Here is a 21,391-nt window from a genome sequence, read left to right as displayed (position 1 = left end):
CACCCTCACGGGAGCAGCGATGACGGACACGCCGGACGGCAGGCCCAAGCGCCAGATCGACACCTCGCGGGCCAGTTCGGCGCGTCTGTACGACCTGTACGTGGGCGGCAAGGACCACTACGGCGTCGACAAGGACGCCGGCACGCGCCTGACGGAGGCGTTCGGCAAGGGGTCCATCCAGCGCATCGGCACGGGCGCGCGCCTCTTCCACGACCGCGCCGTCCGGTACGCGGCGCGCGAGCTGGGCATGGACCAGTACCTGGACGTCGGCGTGGGCGTCCCGAAGGGGCCGAACACGCACGAGATCGCGCAGGCGGTCCACCCGGCGTCCCGCGTCGTCTACGTGGACAACGACCCGATCGTGCTGCGCCACGCGGAGGCGCTGCTGCAGAGCGGCCCCGAGGGCGCGACGGACTACGCGGAGGCCGACCTCCGCGAGCCGGACGAGGTGCTCGCGATCGCCCGCAGGACGCTCGACCTGGACCGTCCGGTCGCGCTGATGCTCTGCTCGGTCCTCCAGTTCGTACCCGACGACGACGAGGCCCGCGCTGCCGTCACGGCGTACCTCTCGGCGCTGGCCCCGGGCAGCTGCCTGATCTTCAGCCACGTGACGGACGACTTCGCGCCTGAGGCCTGGCGCGAGACGGAACGCGTCTACGCGGAGCAGGGCATACCGGCCAACGTCCGCCCGCGAGCGGCGATCGAGTCCCTCGTCGCGGACCTCGACCTGGTCCCGCCCGGCCTGGTGGAGGTCCACACCTGGCACCCGGACGGCACGGACACGTCGTCCGACCACACGCACCTCTACGGCGCGGTGGGCCACAAGCGCGCCTGACGCCCGCCCGCGCGTGACGCCGCCCGTGCCTGACGCCCGCCCGTGCCTGACGCCGCCCGTGCCTGACGCCCGCCCGTGCCTGACGCCCGCCCGTGCCTGACGCCGCCCGTGCCTGACGCTCGCCCGTGCCTGACGCCGCCCGTGCCTGACGCCGCCCGTGCCTGATGCTCGCCCGCGCCTGATGCTCGCCCGCGCCTGACGCCGCCCGCGCCCGCCGCGCGACGGGCCGGCGAGCCGCCCGGCCCTCACCGCCCCGGCCGGGCGGCCCACCGGGGCGTCCTGGCCGGGGTCCGCAACGGTGGCTGAACGTACGACCGCGCGTACGCGATCTACGCCGCGCTCGTGCGGCCACGCCTGAACCAGACGCCCTCACGGCGCCATGCCTTGACATCTGGCATGCGGCCGGCCACCATCGAAACGATGGAAACTATAAGAGTGTCCTCAGTTTCTGATCGGCAGCGGGCCGAGCTGATCCTCGACGCGGCCGCCGAGCTGTTCCTCGGGCCGGGCCCGGGGCGGGTGAGCATGGACGACCTGGCCCGGGACCTCGGCATGGCCAAGAAGACGATCTACCGGCACTTCCCCGACAAGCACAGCCTGATGACCGCCGTGCTGGACCGGCAGTTCGACGCGATCGAGCGCACCTTGGTCACGGCGGCCGATGAGACCCGCGGCCGGCCGTTCAGCGAGCAGGTACGCCAGTTCCTGATCGCGGCGTGCGGTGAACTCGGTCGGATCGGCGCGGCGCAGCTCGCGGCCGGGCGCGGTGACGCGGTCCTGCGCCGGTACGTGGAACAGCGCATCGACGCGGTGGTCTACCAGCGGCTGGACGAGCTCTTCCGGGACGGGCACCGGCGCGGACTGCTGTCCGCGCCGCCAGAACTGCTCGGTGAGATCACCCGGGGCGCGGTGGAGCGGCTGTTCAACTCACGGCTGCCACGCGAACTCCACTGCACTGCGGCCGATCTGCTGCGGACGACCGTCGAGACCGTCCTCCACGGCGCGATCCGCCCCGCCCATGAAGGTGAGGTCACATCATGATCAGGACAACCGGCAGGGTCGCATTGGTCACCGGAGCCAGCAGCGGGATCGGCGCGGCCACCGCGCGCCTGCTGGCCGAACGCGGCATGCGCGTGGTGGTCGACTACAGGCAGAGCGACCGAGCGGCCAAGGAGGTCGTCGCCGGCATCGAGGACGCCGGCGGCCAGGCCATGGCCGTCAAGGCCGACGTGCGTGACCCCGTAGCGGTCGACGCCATGATCGAACGTGTCCGGGCGGAATGGGGCGGCGTCGACGTGCTGGTGCACAACGCGCTCACCCCCTACGCGATCAAACCGTTCCAGGACATGACCTGGGAGGAACTCGGCGGCAAACTCGACGACGAGATCCGCGCAGCCTTCACGGTCACCAAGGCCGTCGTGCCCGCGATGACCGAACAGAGGTGGGGGCGGTTGATCTACCTCGGTACCGGCCTGAGCCGCCGTCCCCGCGCCGGCATGATCGCGCTGGGCGTCGCCAAGGCCGCACTCGCGCAATTCGGCCGCTACCTGGCCCAGGAACTGGGCCCGCTGAGCATCACCGTGAACGTCGTGGAACCCGGCCCGGTAGCCGAGACCAGGATCTCGCAGGTACTCGACGACGAGGAGAAGCAGCGGCAGATCACCGCGACTCCACTGGGCCGGCTGGCCGTACCGGCGGACGTCGCCAACGTGGTCGCCTTCTACGCCGGCGAGGACAACGCCTTCATGACCGGCACGACCGCCGCGGTCAATGGCGGCATGTCAATGTACTGACATGCCAATGTACTGAAAGGACGGTCATGCACACCATCGATCTCGCCCATGTCGGGCGGGGCCTGCACGAGGAACTCACCGCCTACATCGCCGATCAGGAGAACCTCTACGCCGACGAGGGTGTACGCGTCGCGCTGCACGACGGCTGTTCCTGGGACGAGGAACGGCTGCGGCACGTCGTCACCATCGGGCTGGGCCGTGCGCTGCTGTCCCGGCTGACCAGCGGAATCCCTTGGGTCGCGCTCAACGTCAACACGCACCGGCCGTTGTTCTGGTTCCTCGCCCGCCCCGGTCCGACCTCGCCGGCCGATCTGGCCGGCCGGCGGCTCGCGGTGCACGCCCCGCACACGGCCCCCGGATGTTTTGCCCGCATCGTGCTGCGCCAGGCCGGCCTCGATCCGGACCGCGACGTCGACTGCGTCTTTCGGCAGCCCGGCGACTACGGCATGGATCTGCGCCGGCTGCGCGACGGCGCGATCGACGCCGCTTACGTCGGCAGCACCATGGCGCCGGAAGCGATCGCCGCCGAGTACGGCTGGCAGGTGCTGGCCTGGGTCGGCGACCACTTCCAGATCCCCACAGTGGGCTTGGCCGTCGACCCCACCCACATCGCGCCGGACGACCCCGCCGTCCTGGCCGTCGTACGCGCCCACCGGCGTGCCTTGACGGTGATCCGCGACGATCCCGACACCACGGTGCGGCACATCCGTACGTTCCTCGGCCGGCACACCGCGGACGAGGCCCGCGCCCACTACAAAACATTTATCGCGCCGTATTTCACGACCGATGGCGCGGCCGACCTCGCGGTGGGGGCCGCCGCGATCAGCGCGGTCGCCGCTGATCTCGGCGTACCGGAGTCTATTGCCGCCTCCGATTTCTACCGCACCGCAACCGTCACACCATAAGGGTCGGCCTCACCCGCATCAAAGGGGTGGAGAAGCCAGCCGCATTGGTCCGGCATTCGAGCAGGGAGCCGCGCAGCATGGATGTATACGAGGCGGTCACGAGCCGGCGAGCGGTGCGCCGATTCACCGACCGGCCGGTCCCGAGAGAGATGCTGGAGCGCGTGCTGTCCGCCGCGGCATGGTCGCCATCCGGATCGAACCTCCAGCCGTGGCATGCCTACGTGCTGACCGGCGAGCCGCTTACCGAGCTCAAAAAGCGCGCCGGAGAGCGGGCGGCCGACGGGGAGCCCTGGGACGATCGGGAATACGAGATGTACCCGCAGGAGCTGAAATCTCCCTATCAGGAGCGGCGATCGGATTTCGGTGAGAAACGCTACGGCGCGTTGGGAATTCGACGCGACGACTGGGATGCGCGCCGAAGGGCAGCCACCGAGAACTGGGCGTGTTTTGGCGCCCCCGCCGCCCTGTTCTGTTACATTGACCGCGAAATGGGCCGGCCTCAATGGTCCGACGTCGGAATGTATTTGCAGACTGTCATGCTGCTGCTGCGCGCCGAAGGGCTGCACAGCTGCGCGCAGATGGCTTGGTCGGTCTACCGCAGGACCGTCGCGGAGGTCCTGTCCCCGCCGGAGGGGCTCATCCTCTTCTGCGGCATGTCGATCGGGTACGGGGACGCCACGGTCGATCGTGGCCGCATAGGCCGGGCCCCACTGGCCGAGACGGTCACGTTCGTCGACGGGCAGCGACGCATTCCGTTCAGCACCGCACCGGCACGCTCATCGCCCCGAACCATCCAGGGCACCGGTCCGGACAACATCAACCGTAGGGGTGTGTCATGAAAATCTCCGTCCTTGGCACCGGACTGATCGGCTCGCAGGTGATCCACCTGCTCACCGCGGCCGGCCACGAGGCGACGGGGCACTCCCGCTCGACCGGACTCGACCTGATCACCGGCGAGGGCATCGAGGACGCCGTTCGCGACGCGGATGCCGTCGTGAATGTGACCAACTCGCCGACCTTCGACGATGCCTCCGTCGACTTCTTCCGCACCACGGTGACCAATCTGCTGGCCGCTATGGAGGCGGTCGGCGCCCCACACCTGGTGACGTTGTCGATCGTCGGCGTCGACCAGGTGCCCGATCTCGTCTACTACCGGGCCAAGACGCTCCAGGAGGAACTGGTCAAGGCCGGGCCTGTGCCGTACTCGATCGTGCGCGCCACCCAGTTCATGGAGTTCGTCGGGCCGACGATGGACTGGACCACCGACGGCGATGTCGTACGCCTGCCCTCCGCCCCGATCCAGCCCATCAGCTCCGCCGACGTCGCCGCCCAGGTCGCGGACGCCGCAGTCGGCGCTTCGCTGGGAGGCACCCGCAACATCGCAGGCCCCGACGTCTTCGCCCTGGACGAACTGGGTCGTCTCGCGCTGGAAGCCACCGGCGACCGCCGCCACGTCGTCACCGACGACACGGCGGGCCTGTTCGCCGCGGTCAAGGGCGATGAGCTGCTCGCGCCCAAAGGCGCGCACCTGTCCAGCGTCCACTACCGCGACTGGCTGCGGTCGCACTGACCTTCTTCGCCGGTGTTGCGGCTCTCGATCCGGCCGCGCCGAACCCGACATCGTCTTCCGGCCGGCGAGGCGTCACCGGGCCGTCACCGGTCTCACACAGGAACGGGAGCAGACCCGGCGGCCCCGCGGTCATCGCCGGGCTGCCGGGGAGACGACGCGGGGACGGCGTTGTCGATGAGGACGGCGGCGATGGCGGCCGCGGTGGGCCACGACGCGCTGTTGAGCACCCGGGTGCGGGCCGAGGCGCCGTCGATGAGCAGCGCCAGCTGTTCGCCGAGTTGCTCGGGGTCGGTGGCGCCGGCCTCGCGGGCGGTTTCGGTGAGCCGCGCGGCGATGGCGGTCTTGTAGTCGCGCGCGTACTGCGACGCGGGGTGCTCGGGGTCGTGGAGTTCGACGCTCGCCGCGATGTAGGGGCACAGGGGCGTGGACGCGGGCATCTCGAAGGCGGCGAGCAGCCGTTCGCGGGGTGTGAGGTCGGTGCGGTCGAACACTCCGGGCATGACATCGGGATCGAATTGGCGCAGGTACTCCGCGACGAGTTCGTCCTTGCTGCTGAAGTGCTGGTAGGCCGTGCGCTTGGACACCTGGGCCACGGCGCTGAGCTGGTCCATGCCGGTGCGGTTGATGCCCTGATCGCGGAACAGCTGCTGTGACGCGCTGAGGATGCGCTCGCGTGCGCCCCTGCCGCGGCGCCGGCCCAGGGGCCCCTTCTCCAACTCCGTCATGACTCCAGCATAGGCCGTTGGGTACAGATCGGTCTACATAGCTTGCGCCCCGCCGTGCTGTCCCGTACGTTAAGTACACGGCTTGGTTTATGTAAGAACCGGGCTGTTCCGGATACCCACCGATTCAGCGGAGTGATCATGGGAAAGCTCGATGGCAAGGTAGCGGTGATCACCGGCGGATCCACCGGCATGGCATTGGCCGGCGCCGAACTGTTCGTCCGGGAAGGAGCGCACGTCTTCATCCAGGCACGGCGGCAGGAAGCGCTGGACGAGGCCGTCAGGCTGATCGGCCGCAACGTCACCGCCGTCCAGGGCGACGCCTCCGACCTGGACGACCTTGACCGCTTGTACGACACCGTCAAGCGGGAAAAGGGCTCGATCGACGTGCTGTGGGCCAGCGCCGGTATGGGCGAACCCGCCGCCCTCGGCGAGATCACCGAGGAGCAGTTCCACCGCGCTTTCTGGCTCAACGCGCGCGGCACCCTGTTCACCGTCCAGAAGGCACTGCCTCTGATGAACGACAACGGCTCGATCCTCATGACCGGGTCCAACGCCTCACTCGGCGCCTTCCCCGGCTGGAGCCTCTACGCGGGAAGCAAAGCCGTCCAGCAGGCCTGGGCCCGCGTCTGGCTCAACGAACTGCGTGACCGCAAGATCCGGGTCAACGTCCTGACCCCCGGCCAGGTCGCCACCGCCAAACAGGAAGAACTGTTCGACGAGGCGACCAAGGCCGCATTCGAGTCCCTCATTCCCCGCGGAAAGATGGGCCGCCCCGACGAAATCGCCACCATCGCCCTTTTCCTCGCCTCCGACGACTCCAGCTACGTCAACGGCCTGGAACTGGTCGCGGACGGCGGCACCACCGCCATCTGAACCAGCGGCGACACGCACAACGAGGAGGAGCAATGACCACGCTCGCCAAGCACCGCGCCACCGTCGAATCCTTCGTCGACTCCATGCACGGCGGCGCGGACAAAGACGCTCTCGCCCGTGTCCTCGCCGAGGACGTGGTGCTGATCAGCCCGCTCGACGATGAGCCGCTCACCGGCCGCGACGCCGTCACAGCGGCCATCCAAGGAGTCTCCGCGGTGGCGGCGGAACTCACCTACAAGGAAATCCTCAGCGGCGATTCCCACCACGCGGCATTCTTCCGGCTGCGGATCGAGGACACGGCGGTCGACGGGATGGACTACATCCTGCTCGACGCGGACGGCAGGATTGCCGAGGTGACCATATTCTGGCGCCCGCTGCCGTCCGCCGTAGAGATGCAGGGCCACCTCGCGCCTTTCGCCGGAATGCGGCCGTGGGAATTGCGCACCGAGGGAGAGTGACGAGATAGGGACCCCAGGTCCACGCATCCCGAATTCACCGGACAGAGCGAAACGTCGAGTACAGAAAGAGAGCACACCTCATGAGCAGCATCACTCTTATCGGTACGGGGAACATGGCCCGTGCCATCGGCACGCTCGCGGTGGCGGGCGGCAACACCGTCGAGGTCATGGGACGCGATCAGGCCAAGGCCGACGACCTGGCCAAGGCTCTGGGCGGCGGCACGACAACGGGCGAGTGGGGCGCCGTCCCCGCCGGGGACATCGTCATCACGGCCCTGTTGTACGACGGCGTCGTTCCGGTCGTCGCCCAGTACGGAGACGCCCTCGCGGGCAAGGTCATCGTCGACATCAGCAACCCCTTCAACGCCACTTTCGACGGGCTGGCCCACAGCGAGGAGACGTCGGTCGCGCAGGAAGCCGCCAAGGTGGCTCCGGCCGGCGCCAGTGTGGTGAAGGCGTTCAACACCATCTTCCGCAATGTCCTGGAAAACGGCCGGCCCAACGTCTTCATGGCCGGCGACAGCGGCCAGGCCAAGGCGGACGTGGCGACATTCGTCGAGAGCCTCGGGCTGCGCCCGCTGGATGTCGGCGGCCTGAAGATGGCGCACTGGCTGGAGGGGATGGGCCTGGTCACGGTGGGCCTCGCCCAAGAGGGGGTCGGCCACTGGGACTTCGCCCTCGGCGTCGACGAGTTCGCCGGCTGAGAGCAGGGCACCGCCCCTGTGAGCGCTGCGCACCCCACGGCCGAGACGGAAGTCCCCATGACCGGCGGTCTTTTGGCCGCCTCTCATGATGGACTTCGCGACACGCGACCGTGTTCCCTCAACCGATGGCGAGCACGGCGCGCCCGGGCGGGAGTGGGGTGGGCCGGACGTGGGGCCAGACGGGCAGGGCGGCGAGGCGGCCGTCGCCGCGGTACTTGAGGCGGCGGGCGTCGCCGACCCGGCCGCCGCGCGCGTCTCACCGCTGAGCGGGGGGACGTACAACACGGTCGTGCGTGTCACGTTCGCCGGCGGTCGCGAGTGGGTCGTCAAGATCCCTCCGCCTGCCGGCGTGCCGGGCATGGGCTACGAGCGTGGCCTGCTCCGTGGCGAGGCGGCCTTCTACCGCGCCGCGTCCGCCGTCGGCGCGCCGGTGCCCGAAATCGTGCACGCCGCGTTCGATCCGGCCCCGCCCGTGGTTCCGCACGTGATCATGACCGCTCGCCCCGGGGTGCCGTGGCCCGAGCACGCGGCGTCGATGACCCGCGGCGAGGAACGTCGGCTGCGCCACCAGGTCGGACGGGAAGTGGCCCGCCTCCACGCTGTCACCGGGCCCGGCTTCGGCTACCCGGCACAGCCGCTGGGGCCGCTGTCCGCAACCTGGCGCCAGGCGTTCAGGGCGATGAGCGACGCCGTCCTGGCGGACGCGGTCCGCTACCGTGCCTGGCTGCCGGAAACCCCGGACCGCATCCACGCGACCATGGGCGCGGCCTCCGACGCCCTCGACGAGGTCGTCCGCCCGGCCCTGGTCCATTTCGACCTGTGGCAGGGCAACTTGCTGCTCGACGGCGAACCCGGCTCGCTCACCCTCGGCGGCATCATCGACGGCGAGCGCATGTTCTGGGGCGACCCCGCCGCGGACTTCGTCTCGCTCGCCCTGTTCGCCGACATCGAGCGCGAAACCGACTTCCTCGCCGGTTACGCCGCCGCCGGTGGCCGAGCGGACTTCGACGCCTCCCTCCGGCTGCGCGTCGCCCTCTACCGCTGCTACCTGTACCTGATCATGCTGGTGGAGGCGGTGCCCCGCGGGTACCCGGCCGAACAGGCCGCCTGGACCCGCGAGACCGTGGGCCCCCAACTCGAAGCGGCCCTGCGGGACGTGAGGGAGTCGGCCGCGTCCCGATGACCCGGCACGCGACCGGTGGACGCGGTCACCACATGTTCACACATGCGAAAATTCTGTCGAGAATATGACGAGAATTTTCCGATCTTGCCTGATCCGTGACGGAAGGCGAGGGCGAACTTGCCGTTCCGTTTGCATCACCTTGTCGCGCACTACGCCATGATCGATGTCGCGATCGTGGACATGTAAACAAGTGGTGTCTGCACGTACATAAGCCCGGGGGGGCACACGTTGGGCAGGAACAAGACGGGCAGACGCATGCCGGCTGGGCGGGCATGGCTGGTCGCCGCGGTGCTCGCGGTGCAACCGGCCCTCGGTGCGGGCGCCTGGGCCGCCGCAGCGCAGCCTTCGGCCGCGACCGTCCATTCCGCCGCGGACAGCGCCGGACAAGACCTGTCGCCGGAGGCCCAGGCCTCGGCAAAGGCGGCCGAGACCGGGGCACCCGTGGATGTCCCTGCCGACACCACCCCCACCCAGACGGTGTCCGCCCAGCCGGACGGCACGTTCGTACTCAACACTGATGTGGTGCCGGAACGTGCCAAGGTCGGGTCCGACTGGGTGCCTATCGACACGACACTGCAGTCCGCACCCGGCGGCACGATCAGCCCCAAGGCGACAGCCTCGAAGATCACCTTCTCCGGCGGTGGATCATCCGCTCCATTGGCGACGATCTCCCGGGGCGGTGTCTCCTACAGCATCAAGTCGCCCTGGACACTGCCCGCTCCGACGCTGTCCGGTGCGGACGCGACATACACGTCGGTCCTCCCGGACGTGGACCTCGTGGTGACGGCGCTGCCTGACGGGTTCAGCGAGAACCTCGTGGTCAAGACGCGCCAGGCCGCACTCGACCCCGACCTCGCCACGGTGAGCTTCCCCGTGGAGACCAGCGGCGTGACCCTGACCTCGCAGGCGGACGGCGGGGTGGCCCTCGTCGATGGCTCAGGCCGCCCGCAGTTCACCACGGGCACCGCGTTGATGTGGGACTCCACGCCCGCGCCCACCACCGATCCTTCCGCCACCTCGGACACCGCGAGCCGCAGTGCCTCGTCCGGCGCTGCGGCTGCCGTGGATCCGGCCGCTTCGTCCGCCGAAACCACCCCCGCCGACGCCGCGGACGGCCCCGGGCCGGGCGCCAAAACGACGGTCATGGGGGTCACCGCCACGGGTGACGTGCTGTCCGTCTCGCCCGACCAGTCGTTCCTGAGCGATCCCACCACGACGTACCCGGTCGTCCTCGACCCGCAGACGACCAGTTCGTCCCTCGCGGGCTGGACGGCCCTGTGGTCGGGCCAGCCGTCGACCTCCTTCTGGAAGACCAAGCACACCCTGGGATCCGGCTACGACTCGTGGGCGGACAGCAAGGTCGTCCGCTCCCTCTACCAGTTCGACACCCACAGCCTCAGCGGAAAGAAGATCCTCTCGGCCACTTTCACCGCGTTGGAGGTATGGGCGGCGAACTGCACCAAGCAACCTGTCGAGTTGTGGCACACCGGCGGCATCTCGTCCGCGTCCACATGGAAGCGGCAGCCGTCCTGGATGTCGAGGATCGACACCGTCTCCGCGGCCAAGGGCTATTCCTCCTCATGCCCCGGCGGCAACGTCTCCTTCGACGCGACGAGTGCGGTGGCCTACGGCGCTGCCCGCTCCGGCGCCACGACCACGGTGGGACTTCGCGCCAGCAGCGAGTCGAACGACCTTGAGTGGAAGCAGTTCGCCTCTCCGGCGACCAAGAAGCCGACGCTCTCCGTCACCTTCGTGTCCAAGCCGAGCACGCCCACCTCCCTCAAGCTCTCCTCCCCGAATCTCGCCTGCGGCAAGAGTTCGAGCGTTGCCGTGAACATCCGCACGCTCACACCGACACTGAGCGCGTCCCCCAAGTCGGCCGACGGCTCCCAGTCGAAGCTGCGCCCCAACTTCCAGCTCTACCGGTACGACCCGAACATCCCTGATCCACTGGTCGCCTCCGGCAGCCCGTCCTCGTGGACGACGTCCGGCAAGGCAGGAACGTGGAAGACCCCGACTCTCAAGAACGGGCAGACCTACTGGTTCAAGGCCAGGACGGTGTACCAGTATTCGTTCGGCGGCAAGAGCGCGTCCATGTATTCCGGTTGGACGACGATCGGGGCCTGTGCCTTCCACGTCGACACCAGCAGGCCCGCGCCACCCACCGTCACCTCGATCGCGTACCCGGAGTGCGCGACCGCCGACGACCCCGACTCCTGCTCCGCCTCCGGCGGCGTGGGGGCACCTGCCACCTTCACGCTCCACGCCGGTGCGTCCGACGTGGTCAAGTACACCTACACGCTCAACCAAGGGCGGCAGGTCACGAAGTCGTTCTCGTCACCCACATCGAGCCTCGCCCTGAACCTCGCGCCTGACGTGCGCGGACTCAACGCGCTGACCGTACAGACGGCCGACGCGGCGGGAAACGTGTCCGCGAGCTGCACGTACTTCTTCAAGGTCGGCGCCGGCGCGCCGCCGGTCGATTCGTGGGCCTTCGACGAGGGGAGCGGCGGTTCGGCGGCGGACGGCGCCGGCTCCCACGCGGCCACGCTCTCGGCATCCGGTGCGTCCTGGTCGAAGTTCGCCAGGTCCGGCGAATCCCTTGCCGTCGACGGAAGCAGCGGCTACGCCGCGGTCAGTGGCACCGGACTCGACACCACGAAGTCCTTCAGCATCTCCGGCTGGGCACGCCTCACCGACCTCTCCCACAACTCGGTCATCGCGGCACAGGCGGGTGCGCACGGCTCGTCGTTCGCCCTGTACTACTCCACGGCGTACAAGGCGTGGATCTTCAACCGGTACACGTCCGACTCCACCACGCCGACCATCGTGCGATCCGTCTCCACCGCGACGCCGGCCATGGGCGTATGGACCCACCTGCTCGGCGTGTACGACGCGCAGGCCCAGACGATCCAGCTGTACGTGAACGGCGTTCCGCAGGGCGACCCCGTCTCCTTCACCACACCGTGGAAGGCCACGGGTGGGCTCCAGATCGGGCGCGGCCAGTACGGCGGTTCGTTCACCGACTACTTCACCGGCCAGATCGACGACGTCCGCCTGTGGAACCGCATCATGTCCGCGGACGAAGTCGCTGACCTCCAGGACATGACGGACGCCCAGGGCGACGCCCGTCCGACTCTCGCCGCTGACTGGGAACTCGGCGGAACCTCCGGCTCCACGGCGCAGGACACCTCGGGCTACGGCCACACGGCCACCCTTGGTAGCGGCGCCTCCTGGACGGACGACGTCGACGGCGGGATGGGCAACGCCCTCGCGCTCGACGGAACGTCGAACGGCTACGTGTCGGCGGCCGGGCCCGTGGTCGACTCCCAGGGGGCCTTCACCATCGCCGCCTGGGCGAAGCTGGACGCGGCCTCTCTGGCGGACACCTCGGTGGCCCACACCGTCACGATCGCCGGCCAGTCCGGTGGCAAACGCGACTCCTGGTCGCTGTGGTACAGCCAGCCCGCCGGATCGACCGAGGGCGCCTGGATGTTCGGCAGGACGACAGCCGACTCCACCACGGCGACCGTCGTGTCCGACCCGACCGATATCGGCTCCGCGGCACTCGCGGACCCGACGGAGTGGACGCTGCTCACCGGCGTCTACGACGCGGCGCACCAGAACCTGACGCTGTACGTCAACGGCGTCGCTCAGGGCACGGTCGGCGACAGTGCGTCCGACGAGGGCTCCGACGGAGGAGTCACGTTCGACAAGCCGTGGCAGGCGACCGGGACCTTCTCGATCGGGCGTGGCCGCACCGCATCAGGCGGTTACGGCGACTACGCGACCGGCCTCGTCCAGCGCGTGCGCGTCTGGACCGGTGTGATGTCCGGTCCGGACATCGCGCAGATGTACTACGACGAGTACCTCTTCCCGCTCTGATCCCTGTCAGCACCCACGGTTCCAGACGGCAGAAACCCCGCGGCGGCGTCCGTGGCACATCGGTTCGCACCACCGAAGGATGCGGAGTTCAACATGCGTGGCGGCACACACGCGGGCCCGTTCAGAGCGCCCGCCTGGCGCGGACAGCGGTTCAGTCGCATACGGGGCTGGGTCGCCGCACTGGTGACGGGAGCGGCCACCGCCTCCCTGCTCGGCACGGCGCCTGCCGCCTGGGCCAACGAGCACCACGGACACCGCACCGTGCAGGCACAGCAGTCGAAGCCCGGCACCGCCGTTCCGTTCAAGGCCAGGACCGCGAAGCCGAAGAACCCGGCGAAGGCGGCGGCCGCACGGACGTCCGCCACCGTGAACAAGGCGGTGAAGTGGCCGAAGACGGCCGACGCCACCCTCTCGGTCCCATCCGCAGGCCACGCCGCCAAGGCCGTTTCCGTCGGAGGCCTTCCGGTGAAGCTGGCCGCCGCATCGCCACACGCGGACACCGCCCCGGACCCTGCGACCGTGAAGGTGGCGAACCATGCGGCCGCCCTCGCCGCAGGAGCGGACGGCGCACTGCTGACGTTGACGGGTGGTACGGGCCACCGCACCGGTTCAGCGCAACTCACGCTGGATTACTCGGGGTTCGCCGACGCCTACGGTGGTGACTACGCCTCCCGCCTCTCCCTCGTCCGGCTGCCGGCATGTGCCCTCACCAGCCCTGGCACACCGGGGTGCCTCACCCGTACACCGGTCAAGACGCACAACGACATCCGGCACCACACCCTGACCGCCACAGTCACCGTCCCGCAGCACACCACCACAGGACTGTGGCAGAGCGCCGTCGAGATGTCGGCGTCCCCGGCGACTGTGCGGACGGCCGCAGGCAACGGCTTCACCGTCCTCGCCGCGACGACGGCCCCGACCTCGGGAGCGGGTTCCTACAAGGCGACATCCCTGTCTCCGTCCGCCTCGTGGCAGGCAGGCGGTTCCAGCGGCGACTTCAACTGGTCGTACCCGCTGTCGGTGCCTCCCTCCGCCGGTGGACCAGCCCCCACCCTCGCGATCAACTACGACTCGGGGAGCGTCGACGGACGGCTGCCGTCCACGAACAACCAGCCGTCCTGGGTGGGCGAGGGCTGGGACCTGCCGACCTCCTACATCGAGCGGTCGTACGACTCGTGCGACGACGACGGGCAGTCGAAGAAGCAGGACGAGTGCTGGGCCGGCGACAACGCGGTCCTCATGCTCAACGGGCATTCGACCCGTCTCGTCAAGGACACCAAGACCGGCGACTGGCACCCCGAGGGCGACAACGGCGAGCGGATCGTACGCTCCACCGGCGCCGTCAACGGGGACAACGACGGCGAGTACTGGACCGTCACCACTACCGACGGCACGCAGTACGTCTTCGGCAAGAACCGCCTGCCCGGCTGGAGCACCGGCAAGCCCGAGACCAACTCGACGTGGAACGTGCCCGTCTTCGGCGACGACTCCGGCGAGCCATGCCACGCCTCGACCTTCGCCGCGAGCTCCTGCGACCAGGCGTGGCGGTGGAACCTCGACTACGTCGTCGACACACACGGCAACGCCATGTCGTACTGGTACACGAAGGAGTCCAACCACTACGCCAAGGACGGCACCACCACCGCCGACGGCACCTCCTACGACCGCGGTGGCTACCTGACCCGCATCGACTACGGCATCACGTCGTCCACGGTCTTCGGCACCGCGCCCGACCAGGTGGCGTTCACCACCGCGGAACGCTGCCTGCCCACCAGCACCGAGAAGTGCGACTCGCTGACGTCGACGACCGCGAAGTACTGGCCGGACGTGCCGTACGACGAAATCTGCGACTCGGGCAAGGTCTGCAAGGACGATCCCGCGCCGACCTTCTTCTCACGCAAGCGGCTCACGGCCGTCACCACAAAGGTCTGGGACGCCTCGGCGAGCCCGGCGGCCTACAGGGACGTCGATTCCTGGAAGCTCGACCAGTCCTTCCCTGACCCGGGCGACGGCACCTCGGCCGGGCTCTGGCTGAAGTCGATCACGCGGACCGGTGAGGACGGCAAGGCCGTCGCGATGAAGCCGGTCACCTTCACCGGCGTCCAGATGGCCAACCGCGTCGACACCACACACGACGACATCGCCGCACTCATCAAATGGCGGGTCCGCACGATCACGTCGGAGACCGGCTCCGTCCTGACCGTCAACTACTCGGACCCGCAGTGCGTCGTGGGCTCGAACATGCCCAGCGCGCCCGACGCGGACACCAAGCTCTGCTATCCGACCTACTGGCAGCCCCCGTACACCGACGCGCCGCAACTCGACTACTTCCACAAGTACCTCGTCGAGCAGGTCAACGAGTCCGACCCGACGGGCGGGGCTCCTCTGAAGGAGACCGACTACACCTACAACGGCGCACCCGCGTGGCACTACGACATCGACGACGTGACCTCGCCCGCCAAGCGGATCACCTGGTCGCAGTGGCGCGGCTACGGCAGCGTCACGACGACGACCGGTGACGCGCAGTCCACCAGGACCAAGACCGTGGATACGTACTTCCGCGGCATGGACGGCGACAAGCAGGCGGACGGCAGCAAGCGCAGCGTCAAGATCACCGACTCGAAAGGCACCGCGGTCACTGACGCCAACCCGCTCGCCGGATCGGTCCGCGAGTCGATCACCTACAACGGCACGCACGAAGTGTCCGGGACGATCACCGACGAGTGGTACCACCAGACGGGCACGGACGGCACGCGCACGTCCGACTACGTCGCCCCGTCGGCCGTCTACAAGCGGACGGACCTCGCAAGCGGCGGAACCCGCAACACGGCTGTCCACACCACGTACGACCCGGTCACGGGCGCGACGCTCCAGGTGGACGACAGCGGCGACACGGCCACCACCGGCGACGAGCAGTGCACACGCAACACACTCGTCAACAACGACAGTGCGTGGCTCAGGGCCGTACCGACGCGCGTGGAAATCGTCGACGTACCGTGCGGGACGACCCCCAAGCGGCCCGACGACGTCATATCCGACAACCGCACGCTCTACGACGGCCAAACCTTCGGCGCGGCCCCCACCAAGGGCGACGAGACTTCCACCCAGCGGCTCACGTCGTACAAGGACGGCTCCCCCGTCTACCAGACCGTCTCCACCTCGGCCTACGACAGCCAGGGCCGCGTCACCTCTGTGGCCGACGCGGATGGCAACACCACGAAGACGGCCTACACCCCGGCCACCGGCGGCCCGCTGACCAGTACCGTCAGCTACGACGCGAAGAACTACAAGACGACGACCGACTACGACCCAGCACGCGGGCTCGCCACATCGGCCATCGACCCGAACAACAAGCGCACCGACTACGCCTACGACGCGCTGGGCCGGCTGACCAGCCTCTGGCAGCCCAACCGTTCGAAGGCGGTCGGCCAGACGGCCAGCCTCGTCTACGACTACGAGCTGTCCAACACCTCGGCCTCGTACGTGCGCACGGGCAAGCTCCGCAACGACGGCTCGACGTACGACTACTCGTACGCCATCTACGACGCGCTCCTGCGGCCCCGCCAGACCCAGACGCCCGCGCCGGGCGGGGGCAGGGTGATCAGCGAGACGAAGTACGACACGCGCGGCCTCGCCGTCGAGGCGGACGCCGACTACTCCGACGGCAGCGACGCCTCGGGCACCCTGGCGAACATCACCTCCGCGCAGCCGTCGCAGACCCTCACCACCTACGACGGTGACAGCAGGGCCACGGCGAAGGACTTCTACGCCGACGGCACGAAAAAGTGGACGACCACGACCACCTACGGCGGCGACCGGACGACCGTTGTCCCGCCGAAGGGCGGAGTGGCCACCACCACCCTCGTGGACACCCTCGGACGCACGACGGAGACCCGGGACTACGACAACGGCACCGCGTCCGGTTCCTACACGGCGATCGACTACCGCTACGACGCGAAGAGCCGCCTGGCGCAGATCACCGACGCTGACGGCAACAGCTGGCACTACGGCTACGACCTGCTCGGCCGCAAGACGTCCACGACCGACCCGGACGGCGGCACCAGCACGACGACGTACGACGACCTGGACCGGACGACGTCGACGACGGACAGCCGCGGCAAGACCCTCAGCTACACGTACGACGTACTCGGTCGGAAGACGGGCGAGTACGACGGCACGGTCCAGGACGCCGATCACCAGCTGGCGAAGTGGACGTACGACACGATCGCCAAGGGCAAGCCCTCGGCGTCCATCCGCTACGTCGGGGGCTCCGGCACCGGCGGCAAGGCCTACACCAGCCAGACCCTCTCCTACGACTCCCTCTACCACCCCACGTTCACCCGGGTCACGGTGCCGTCCGTCGCGGGCGAGGAGGCACTGGCCGGCACGTACAGCTTCGGCTCGGCCTACAACCTGGACGGGACGCAGTACTCGGCGTCGGACCCTGCCGTGGGCGGCTTGCCGCGTGAGTCCGAGATCTTCGGCTACAACGAACTCGGCATGCCGAAGTCCCTCAAGGGCGCCAGCGGCTACGTCCTGAACACCGACTACACCAAGCCCGGCGACGTGTCCCAGGTGACGTTGGGCACCTCTACGGCCGACAGCGCCAAGTGGGTGCAGATCAGCAACACCTACGAGGACGGCACCCGGCGTCTGGACCGCCAGCTCGTCACGGACGACACGGACTCCGCGCCGGTCCAGGACACGCACTACACGTACGACGACTCCGGCAACCCGACCTCGGTGGACACCCGCGCCGACGGCGCGAACGACACGCAGTGCTACCGCTACGACGGCCACGACCGCCTCACCCAGGCCTGGACCCCGACGAACGGCTGCGCCGCCGACCCGTCCGAGGCGATGCTCGGCGGCCCGGCGCCCTACTGGCAGACCTACGGCTACGACCCGGTCGGTGACCGCACGACGCTGGTGGACCACGGCGCCACGTCGGGCACGTCCGACAAGACGACGACGTACACGTACCCGGTCCCGGGAACCGACCAGCCCCACACGCTGGACTCGTCCGTGACCACGCAGACCGGCCAGCCGGACACGACGGCCTCCTACGCCTACGACAAGGCGGGCAACACCACGACCCGCACGGTGGGCGGCAAGACCCAGCACCTGGAATGGGACGACGAGGGCAACCTCGCGAAGGTCACGAACGCCGACGGCACCTCCGTCTCCTACGTCTACGACGCGGACGGCAACCGCCTCCTGTCGCGCGACACATCCGGCACGACGCTCTACCTCGGCGACATGGAGATCCACCTCGCGCCGGGCGCCTCAACCGCCACGGGCACGCGCTACTACGCCTGGGCGGGCCAGACCGTCGCGGTCCGCACGAGCGACGGCAAGCTGGACTGGGTCCTCACCGACCGGCACGGCACGGCCTCTACGCAGATCGACAACACCACGCAAGCCGTTGTACGCCGCTACACCGACCCGTACGGCAACGCCAGAGGCCCCGGAGCCGACGGCAGCGGCACGGGCAACCCCGACTCGACCGACTGGCTGGGCGACAAGGGCTTCGTCGGCGGCATCCAGGACAAGGGCACGGGCCTCACCCACCTCGGCGCCCGCGACTACGACACCACGACCGGCCGCTTCGTCAGCCTCGACCCGCTCCTGCAGACCAACATCTCGCAGACGATCAACGGCTACACCTACGCGGCCGACAACCCGGTCACGTCGTCGGACCCGACGGGCGAGGGCCTGGCCTGCGGCGGCCCGGGCATGCCGGGCTGCGGCTCCGGGGTCGTCACCCACGGCGACGGCAGCCTCTCCCACCACGGCAAGGCCACGGGCGGCGGCACGGCGTCGCACTACGCCGGCTACGAGGGAGGCGGCAGCTACCACCCGACCACCCACAAGAGCTGCTGGTACTGCTCTGCCTGGAGCGGCGTGTCCCACTTCGGAAGTTCGGTAGGCCACGGCATCGCCCACGCCGCAAAGGCGGTCTACCACGCGGTGACGAAGCACCCGGTGATGGCCGCTGCCACCGCTGGAGGGGCAATCCTGTTCGGGGCTTGCACGTTCTTCACAGCGGGCATTTGCGGCCTTGGAGCGCTTGCAGGGGCAGGCGCCGAGGCAGGAGGCGCGGCAGTAGCCGGAGGCGCCGCAGCCGAGGCAGGTGAGGGCGCCGCCATAGCCGCCGAAGGCACGGCTGTGGGTGCAGAGGAATCAGCTTCTGCCGCAGGAGCAGGCGAAGCAGCTTCGGAAGCCGACGCCACCGCTTCCGACGGATCCGCAGACCCACTCAAGCGTCTGAGCGAGTCGGAGTCCGCGAAACCCAATAAGGGGCCCATCCCCGATCATATTCCGAATGATTACTACGATCAGCTCGCTATGCAGGGAGCGAAGGCTCCCGGTGCGGGGACCGTGATTTTGAGAACTCTCGGCGATACTCCGAGGCTTGAAGCGAATTATGGTCCGGGTCAGTGGGTAAAAATGCAGTCTACCTTGGATGACGCAAGCGGAAAAGCCATCCGAACCGTTCACTGGTTTAGAAATCTCGACAATGGGGACAACTTCGAGTACAAGTTCAAGCTCGACTACCCTCAGATGGAGCCAAACGTAAGATGAAAGTACGGGTAATCGGTAACTCCGGAGAACGACTTCCTCTGTCTATGCTTGATGCCAAGTGGGGGCTGAATAGGGATTCTTCCTTTCCGCTTGGCGTGGGGAAGGAATATGTCGTCTATGCGATTACAGTGGTCAAAGACGCCTTCTGGTACTTCCTGCTCGACGAGCATGATCTCCCATACCCGGTTTGGTATCCGAGTCCTTTGTTTCAGGTATCAGACGGATCAATTCCAGCCCATTGGGTCGTGAACTACATCTCTAATGACGCATCGCCGGATCGCATCGGAGCTTCACTGATCACCTTCAAGGAGTGGGCTAATGATCCATCCTTCTATGAAAGGTTGGTCGAAGGTGAGGTGGGGGCTGTGGCCGCTTTCCACAATGAAAAAAATATCCTTTCTGGCGGCTCATTTTAAAATTAGTAGGCAAACGTCGTCCCGTGTCGAGGTATCTATGGTTAACAGAGTTCTGCCATCGGAGGGTTCCTCAGTGGACGGTGACGATCGAGATTTTAATTTCGCGAAAAGCGGTTTGCTGGGCTTTGTGGCAATGACTGACCGCGAGGTCATTCGGGCATATTGTGGTTGGTGAAATGATCGAACTCGCCCGCTTTGACGCCTGCTATGAACGCGGCCAGGTTGGCGGGGGTCGTGGTGGTGATGCCGACCGGGTCGTCGCTCTCTCAGATGAGGATCTTGCCGTCCTGTTCGGCGATCTCGACGCACCGCTCGCCGCCGCCCCCGAGAAGGACGATTTCTGCCAGCGGATCCGTTCGCTCATGTCGTCTTTCCTCACAGTTCGTGTGCGATGTGCTGGATGAAGCTGCGTGACTCGGCGGGCTCCATGGAGGCCTGCTCGGCGAGGTTCAGCAGCATGCGGTATCGGGTCAGGTCGGCCGACGAGTCCAGGTAGAGGCCTCCGGAGGGGGAGTCGATCCGGACGGTGTCGAGCTCGGGCACAACGCCGTGTGCGTACAGGACGGTTTGTGTCACCTCGTTGGTGAACGGGACGACTCGCACCATCACGCCCGGGCGTTCGGATGCGTTGATGAGGTGCTGTAGCTGGTTCCGTGCTGAGAGTAGGGGCAAGGCGATGTGCGAGAAGGCCAAAGTAGGGGAGATTCTGCAGAGGGCTTACCCAGACGTGGGTTCTGCCGACCCCGTCTCGTACGTAAGCGAACTGGGGGATTCGGTGCAAGCCCTGGTCTATTCTCGGCTCTTCTGGCCGAAACTCGTAGAAATTGAGGGTGCAGTATTTGTGGCCCTCTGGGGTGATGATCGCGAATATATTGATGATCGCCTTCGAACGCCTGCGGCAAGCAATAGCTGGGCGCCTATGGCATGGGAAGAAGTCGTCGACAGCTTCAACACCTTCGAAGTCGCTCATATCTTTCGGCAGAATAGGGGCTCTGCGGATCTGGTTGAAAGTGCTGATCGCGAACTAGCGCTGGTGCTGGTTTCGGCGTGGGGCGCCAGGCTGGGGATCGCATACCCGCAGCGGAGGTTCGAGGTTCGTTACGTAGAGGCGGACGAGAAAATGGACTCTCGTGTCGAGGTGTCTCAGGTGCATCCCTCGCTTGTGCCACCGCAGGGGTGGAGCGAAGAGCGGCGTGCGATCCTTCCGGGCACCTCTGGCGGTACCCATGGCAACAGTTGACAACTCCAGCAGACCTCAGCCGGTGAAGTGGTCGAACTCGCCCGCCTTGACGCCCGCTATGAACACAGCCAAGTTGGCCGGGGTCGTTGTGGTGACACCGGCCGGGTCGTCGCTCTCGCGGATGAGAATCTTGCCGTGCTGTTTGGCGATCTCGACGCACTGCGAGCTGTCACCGCCTCCCGAGAAGGACGACTTCTGCCAGGTGGGCTCTGCGTTCAT

The 21,391-nt window shown here is 67.9% G+C and carries 18 protein-coding genes; 15 read left to right on the top strand and 3 right to left on the bottom strand.

Features of this window, described 5'->3' with window-relative positions; translation table 11 throughout:
- Positions 1-19 precede the first annotated feature (19 nt).
- The 6 genes from IH48_RS0116055 to IH48_RS0116030 all read left to right on the top strand — a co-directional run bounded on the left by IH48_RS0116055 (position 20) and on the right by IH48_RS0116030 (position 5,103).
- Positions 20-835: an SAM-dependent methyltransferase gene (locus IH48_RS0116055; protein WP_030904115.1), complete on the top strand. Its 816-nt coding sequence runs from the start codon at positions 20-22 to the stop codon at positions 833-835.
- A gap of 435 nt (positions 836-1,270) precedes the next feature.
- The gene (locus tag IH48_RS0116050; RefSeq protein WP_199809952.1) at positions 1,271-1,876 is read left to right on the top strand and encodes a TetR/AcrR family transcriptional regulator; all 606 of its coding nucleotides are present in this window, start codon (positions 1,271-1,273) and stop codon (positions 1,874-1,876) included.
- Positions 1,873-2,628, top strand: a complete 756-nt coding sequence (locus IH48_RS0116045; RefSeq protein ID WP_030904112.1) for an SDR family NAD(P)-dependent oxidoreductase — start codon at positions 1,873-1,875, stop codon at positions 2,626-2,628. Before IH48_RS0116050 ends, IH48_RS0116045 begins: the two co-directional genes overlap by 4 nt.
- Before the next feature lie 26 nt (positions 2,629-2,654).
- Positions 2,655-3,533 carry an ABC transporter substrate-binding protein gene (locus tag IH48_RS0116040; RefSeq protein ID WP_030904110.1) on the top strand — a complete coding sequence of 293 codons (879 nt, stop codon included), beginning with the start codon at positions 2,655-2,657 and terminating at the stop codon, positions 3,531-3,533.
- Positions 3,534-3,610: 77 nt separating this feature from the next.
- Entirely contained in the window at positions 3,611-4,372 is a 762-nt protein-coding gene (locus IH48_RS0116035) for a nitroreductase (RefSeq protein ID WP_078849752.1), read from the top strand.
- The gene (locus IH48_RS0116030) at positions 4,369-5,103 is read left to right on the top strand and encodes an SDR family oxidoreductase (protein ID WP_030904105.1); all 735 of its coding nucleotides are present in this window, start codon (positions 4,369-4,371) and stop codon (positions 5,101-5,103) included. The genes IH48_RS0116035 and IH48_RS0116030 overlap by 4 nt, the downstream gene beginning before the upstream one ends.
- A gap of 92 nt (positions 5,104-5,195) precedes the next feature.
- Here IH48_RS0116030 and IH48_RS0116025 read toward each other — a convergent pair whose 3' ends face one another.
- On the bottom strand, positions 5,196-5,828 hold the full coding sequence (locus IH48_RS0116025) for a TetR/AcrR family transcriptional regulator (RefSeq protein WP_030904104.1): 633 nt from the start codon (positions 5,826-5,828) through the stop codon (positions 5,196-5,198).
- 138 nt (positions 5,829-5,966) lie between these two features.
- Between IH48_RS0116025 and IH48_RS0116020 the strand changes: the two genes are divergently transcribed.
- The 8 genes from IH48_RS0116020 to IH48_RS37495 all read left to right on the top strand — a co-directional run bounded on the left by IH48_RS0116020 (position 5,967) and on the right by IH48_RS37495 (position 20,336).
- Positions 5,967-6,701, top strand: a complete 735-nt coding sequence (locus IH48_RS0116020; protein ID WP_030904102.1) for an SDR family NAD(P)-dependent oxidoreductase — start codon at positions 5,967-5,969, stop codon at positions 6,699-6,701.
- Between the two features lie 32 nt (positions 6,702-6,733).
- Complete coding sequence (locus tag IH48_RS0116015; protein ID WP_030904100.1) at positions 6,734-7,159, top strand: nuclear transport factor 2 family protein; 426 nt, start codon at positions 6,734-6,736, stop codon at positions 7,157-7,159.
- A gap of 80 nt (positions 7,160-7,239) precedes the next feature.
- Positions 7,240-7,863, top strand: a complete 624-nt coding sequence (locus IH48_RS0116010) for an NADPH-dependent F420 reductase (protein ID WP_030904098.1) — start codon at positions 7,240-7,242, stop codon at positions 7,861-7,863.
- A 169-nt stretch (positions 7,864-8,032) separates the two neighbouring features.
- Entirely contained in the window at positions 8,033-9,046 is a 1,014-nt protein-coding gene (locus IH48_RS0116005) for a phosphotransferase family protein (protein ID WP_030904096.1), read from the top strand.
- 255 nt (positions 9,047-9,301) lie between these two features.
- Positions 9,302-12,931 (top strand): LamG-like jellyroll fold domain-containing protein, encoded by a 3,630-nt coding sequence (locus tag IH48_RS0116000; protein WP_051839837.1) that lies wholly within the window; start codon positions 9,302-9,304, stop codon positions 12,929-12,931.
- A gap of 93 nt (positions 12,932-13,024) precedes the next feature.
- Complete coding sequence (locus tag IH48_RS0115995) at positions 13,025-19,516, top strand: RHS repeat-associated core domain-containing protein (RefSeq protein ID WP_051839835.1); 6,492 nt, start codon at positions 13,025-13,027, stop codon at positions 19,514-19,516.
- Between the two features lie 44 nt (positions 19,517-19,560).
- Entirely contained in the window at positions 19,561-19,932 is a 372-nt protein-coding gene (locus IH48_RS36285; RefSeq protein WP_158710307.1) for a hypothetical protein, read from the top strand.
- Positions 19,933-20,108: 176 nt separating this feature from the next.
- Positions 20,109-20,336 carry a hypothetical protein gene (locus IH48_RS37495; RefSeq protein WP_158710306.1) on the top strand — a complete coding sequence of 76 codons (228 nt, stop codon included), beginning with the start codon at positions 20,109-20,111 and terminating at the stop codon, positions 20,334-20,336.
- Here IH48_RS37495 and IH48_RS0115990 read toward each other — a convergent pair.
- A complete protein-coding gene (locus IH48_RS0115990; protein WP_030904090.1) occupies positions 20,308-20,538 on the bottom strand; it encodes a Scr1 family TA system antitoxin-like transcriptional regulator in 231 nt (76 codons plus the stop codon). The two genes, IH48_RS37495 and IH48_RS0115990, sit on opposite strands and share 29 nt — an antisense overlap.
- A gap of 70 nt (positions 20,539-20,608) precedes the next feature.
- Here IH48_RS0115990 and IH48_RS35820 point away from each other — a divergent pair, with 70 nt between their 5' ends.
- Positions 20,609-21,172, top strand: a complete 564-nt coding sequence (locus tag IH48_RS35820) for a hypothetical protein (RefSeq protein WP_107059306.1) — start codon at positions 20,609-20,611, stop codon at positions 21,170-21,172.
- A gap of 15 nt (positions 21,173-21,187) precedes the next feature.
- Here the strand turns inward: IH48_RS35820 and IH48_RS0115985 are convergent, their stop codons facing one another.
- The gene (locus IH48_RS0115985) at positions 21,188-21,391 is read right to left on the bottom strand and encodes a DUF397 domain-containing protein (protein WP_030904088.1); all 204 of its coding nucleotides are present in this window, start codon (positions 21,389-21,391) and stop codon (positions 21,188-21,190) included.

This window comes from Streptomyces sp. NRRL F-5126, from assembly GCF_000721265.1.
GTDB lineage: Bacteria > Actinomycetota > Actinomycetes > Streptomycetales > Streptomycetaceae > Streptomyces.
The sequence above is the reverse complement of the archived record's forward strand: the minus strand, read 5'-3'. Positions and strand labels throughout refer to the sequence as shown.

Bases quoted from the DNA above. Each gene is read 5' to 3' on its own strand.
- IH48_RS0116055 (WP_030904115.1), top strand. From the start codon at position 20: ATGACGGACACGCCGGACGGCAGGCCCAAGCGCCAGATCGACACCTCG.
- IH48_RS0116045 (WP_030904112.1), top strand. From the start codon at position 1,873: ATGATCAGGACAACCGGCAGGGTCGCATTGGTCACCGGAGCCAGCAGC.
- IH48_RS0116040 (WP_030904110.1), top strand. From the start codon at position 2,655: ATGCACACCATCGATCTCGCCCATGTCGGGCGGGGCCTGCACGAGGAA.
- IH48_RS0116035 (WP_078849752.1), top strand. From the start codon at position 3,611: ATGGATGTATACGAGGCGGTCACGAGCCGGCGAGCGGTGCGCCGATTC.
- IH48_RS0116030 (WP_030904105.1), top strand. From the start codon at position 4,369: ATGAAAATCTCCGTCCTTGGCACCGGACTGATCGGCTCGCAGGTGATC.
- IH48_RS0116025 (WP_030904104.1), bottom strand. From the start codon at position 5,828: ATGACGGAGTTGGAGAAGGGGCCCCTGGGCCGGCGCCGCGGCAGGGGC.
- IH48_RS0116020 (WP_030904102.1), top strand. From the start codon at position 5,967: ATGGGAAAGCTCGATGGCAAGGTAGCGGTGATCACCGGCGGATCCACC.
- IH48_RS0116015 (WP_030904100.1), top strand. From the start codon at position 6,734: ATGACCACGCTCGCCAAGCACCGCGCCACCGTCGAATCCTTCGTCGAC.
- IH48_RS0116010 (WP_030904098.1), top strand. From the start codon at position 7,240: ATGAGCAGCATCACTCTTATCGGTACGGGGAACATGGCCCGTGCCATC.
- IH48_RS0116000 (WP_051839837.1), top strand. From the start codon at position 9,302: ATGCCGGCTGGGCGGGCATGGCTGGTCGCCGCGGTGCTCGCGGTGCAA.
- IH48_RS0115995 (WP_051839835.1), top strand. From the start codon at position 13,025: ATGCGTGGCGGCACACACGCGGGCCCGTTCAGAGCGCCCGCCTGGCGC.
- IH48_RS36285 (WP_158710307.1), top strand. From the start codon at position 19,561: ATGCTTGATGCCAAGTGGGGGCTGAATAGGGATTCTTCCTTTCCGCTT.
- IH48_RS37495 (WP_158710306.1), top strand. From the start codon at position 20,109: ATGATCGAACTCGCCCGCTTTGACGCCTGCTATGAACGCGGCCAGGTT.
- IH48_RS0115990 (WP_030904090.1), bottom strand. From the start codon at position 20,538: ATGGTGCGAGTCGTCCCGTTCACCAACGAGGTGACACAAACCGTCCTG.
- IH48_RS35820 (WP_107059306.1), top strand. From the start codon at position 20,609: ATGTGCGAGAAGGCCAAAGTAGGGGAGATTCTGCAGAGGGCTTACCCA.
- IH48_RS0115985 (WP_030904088.1), bottom strand. From the start codon at position 21,391: ATGAACGCAGAGCCCACCTGGCAGAAGTCGTCCTTCTCGGGAGGCGGT.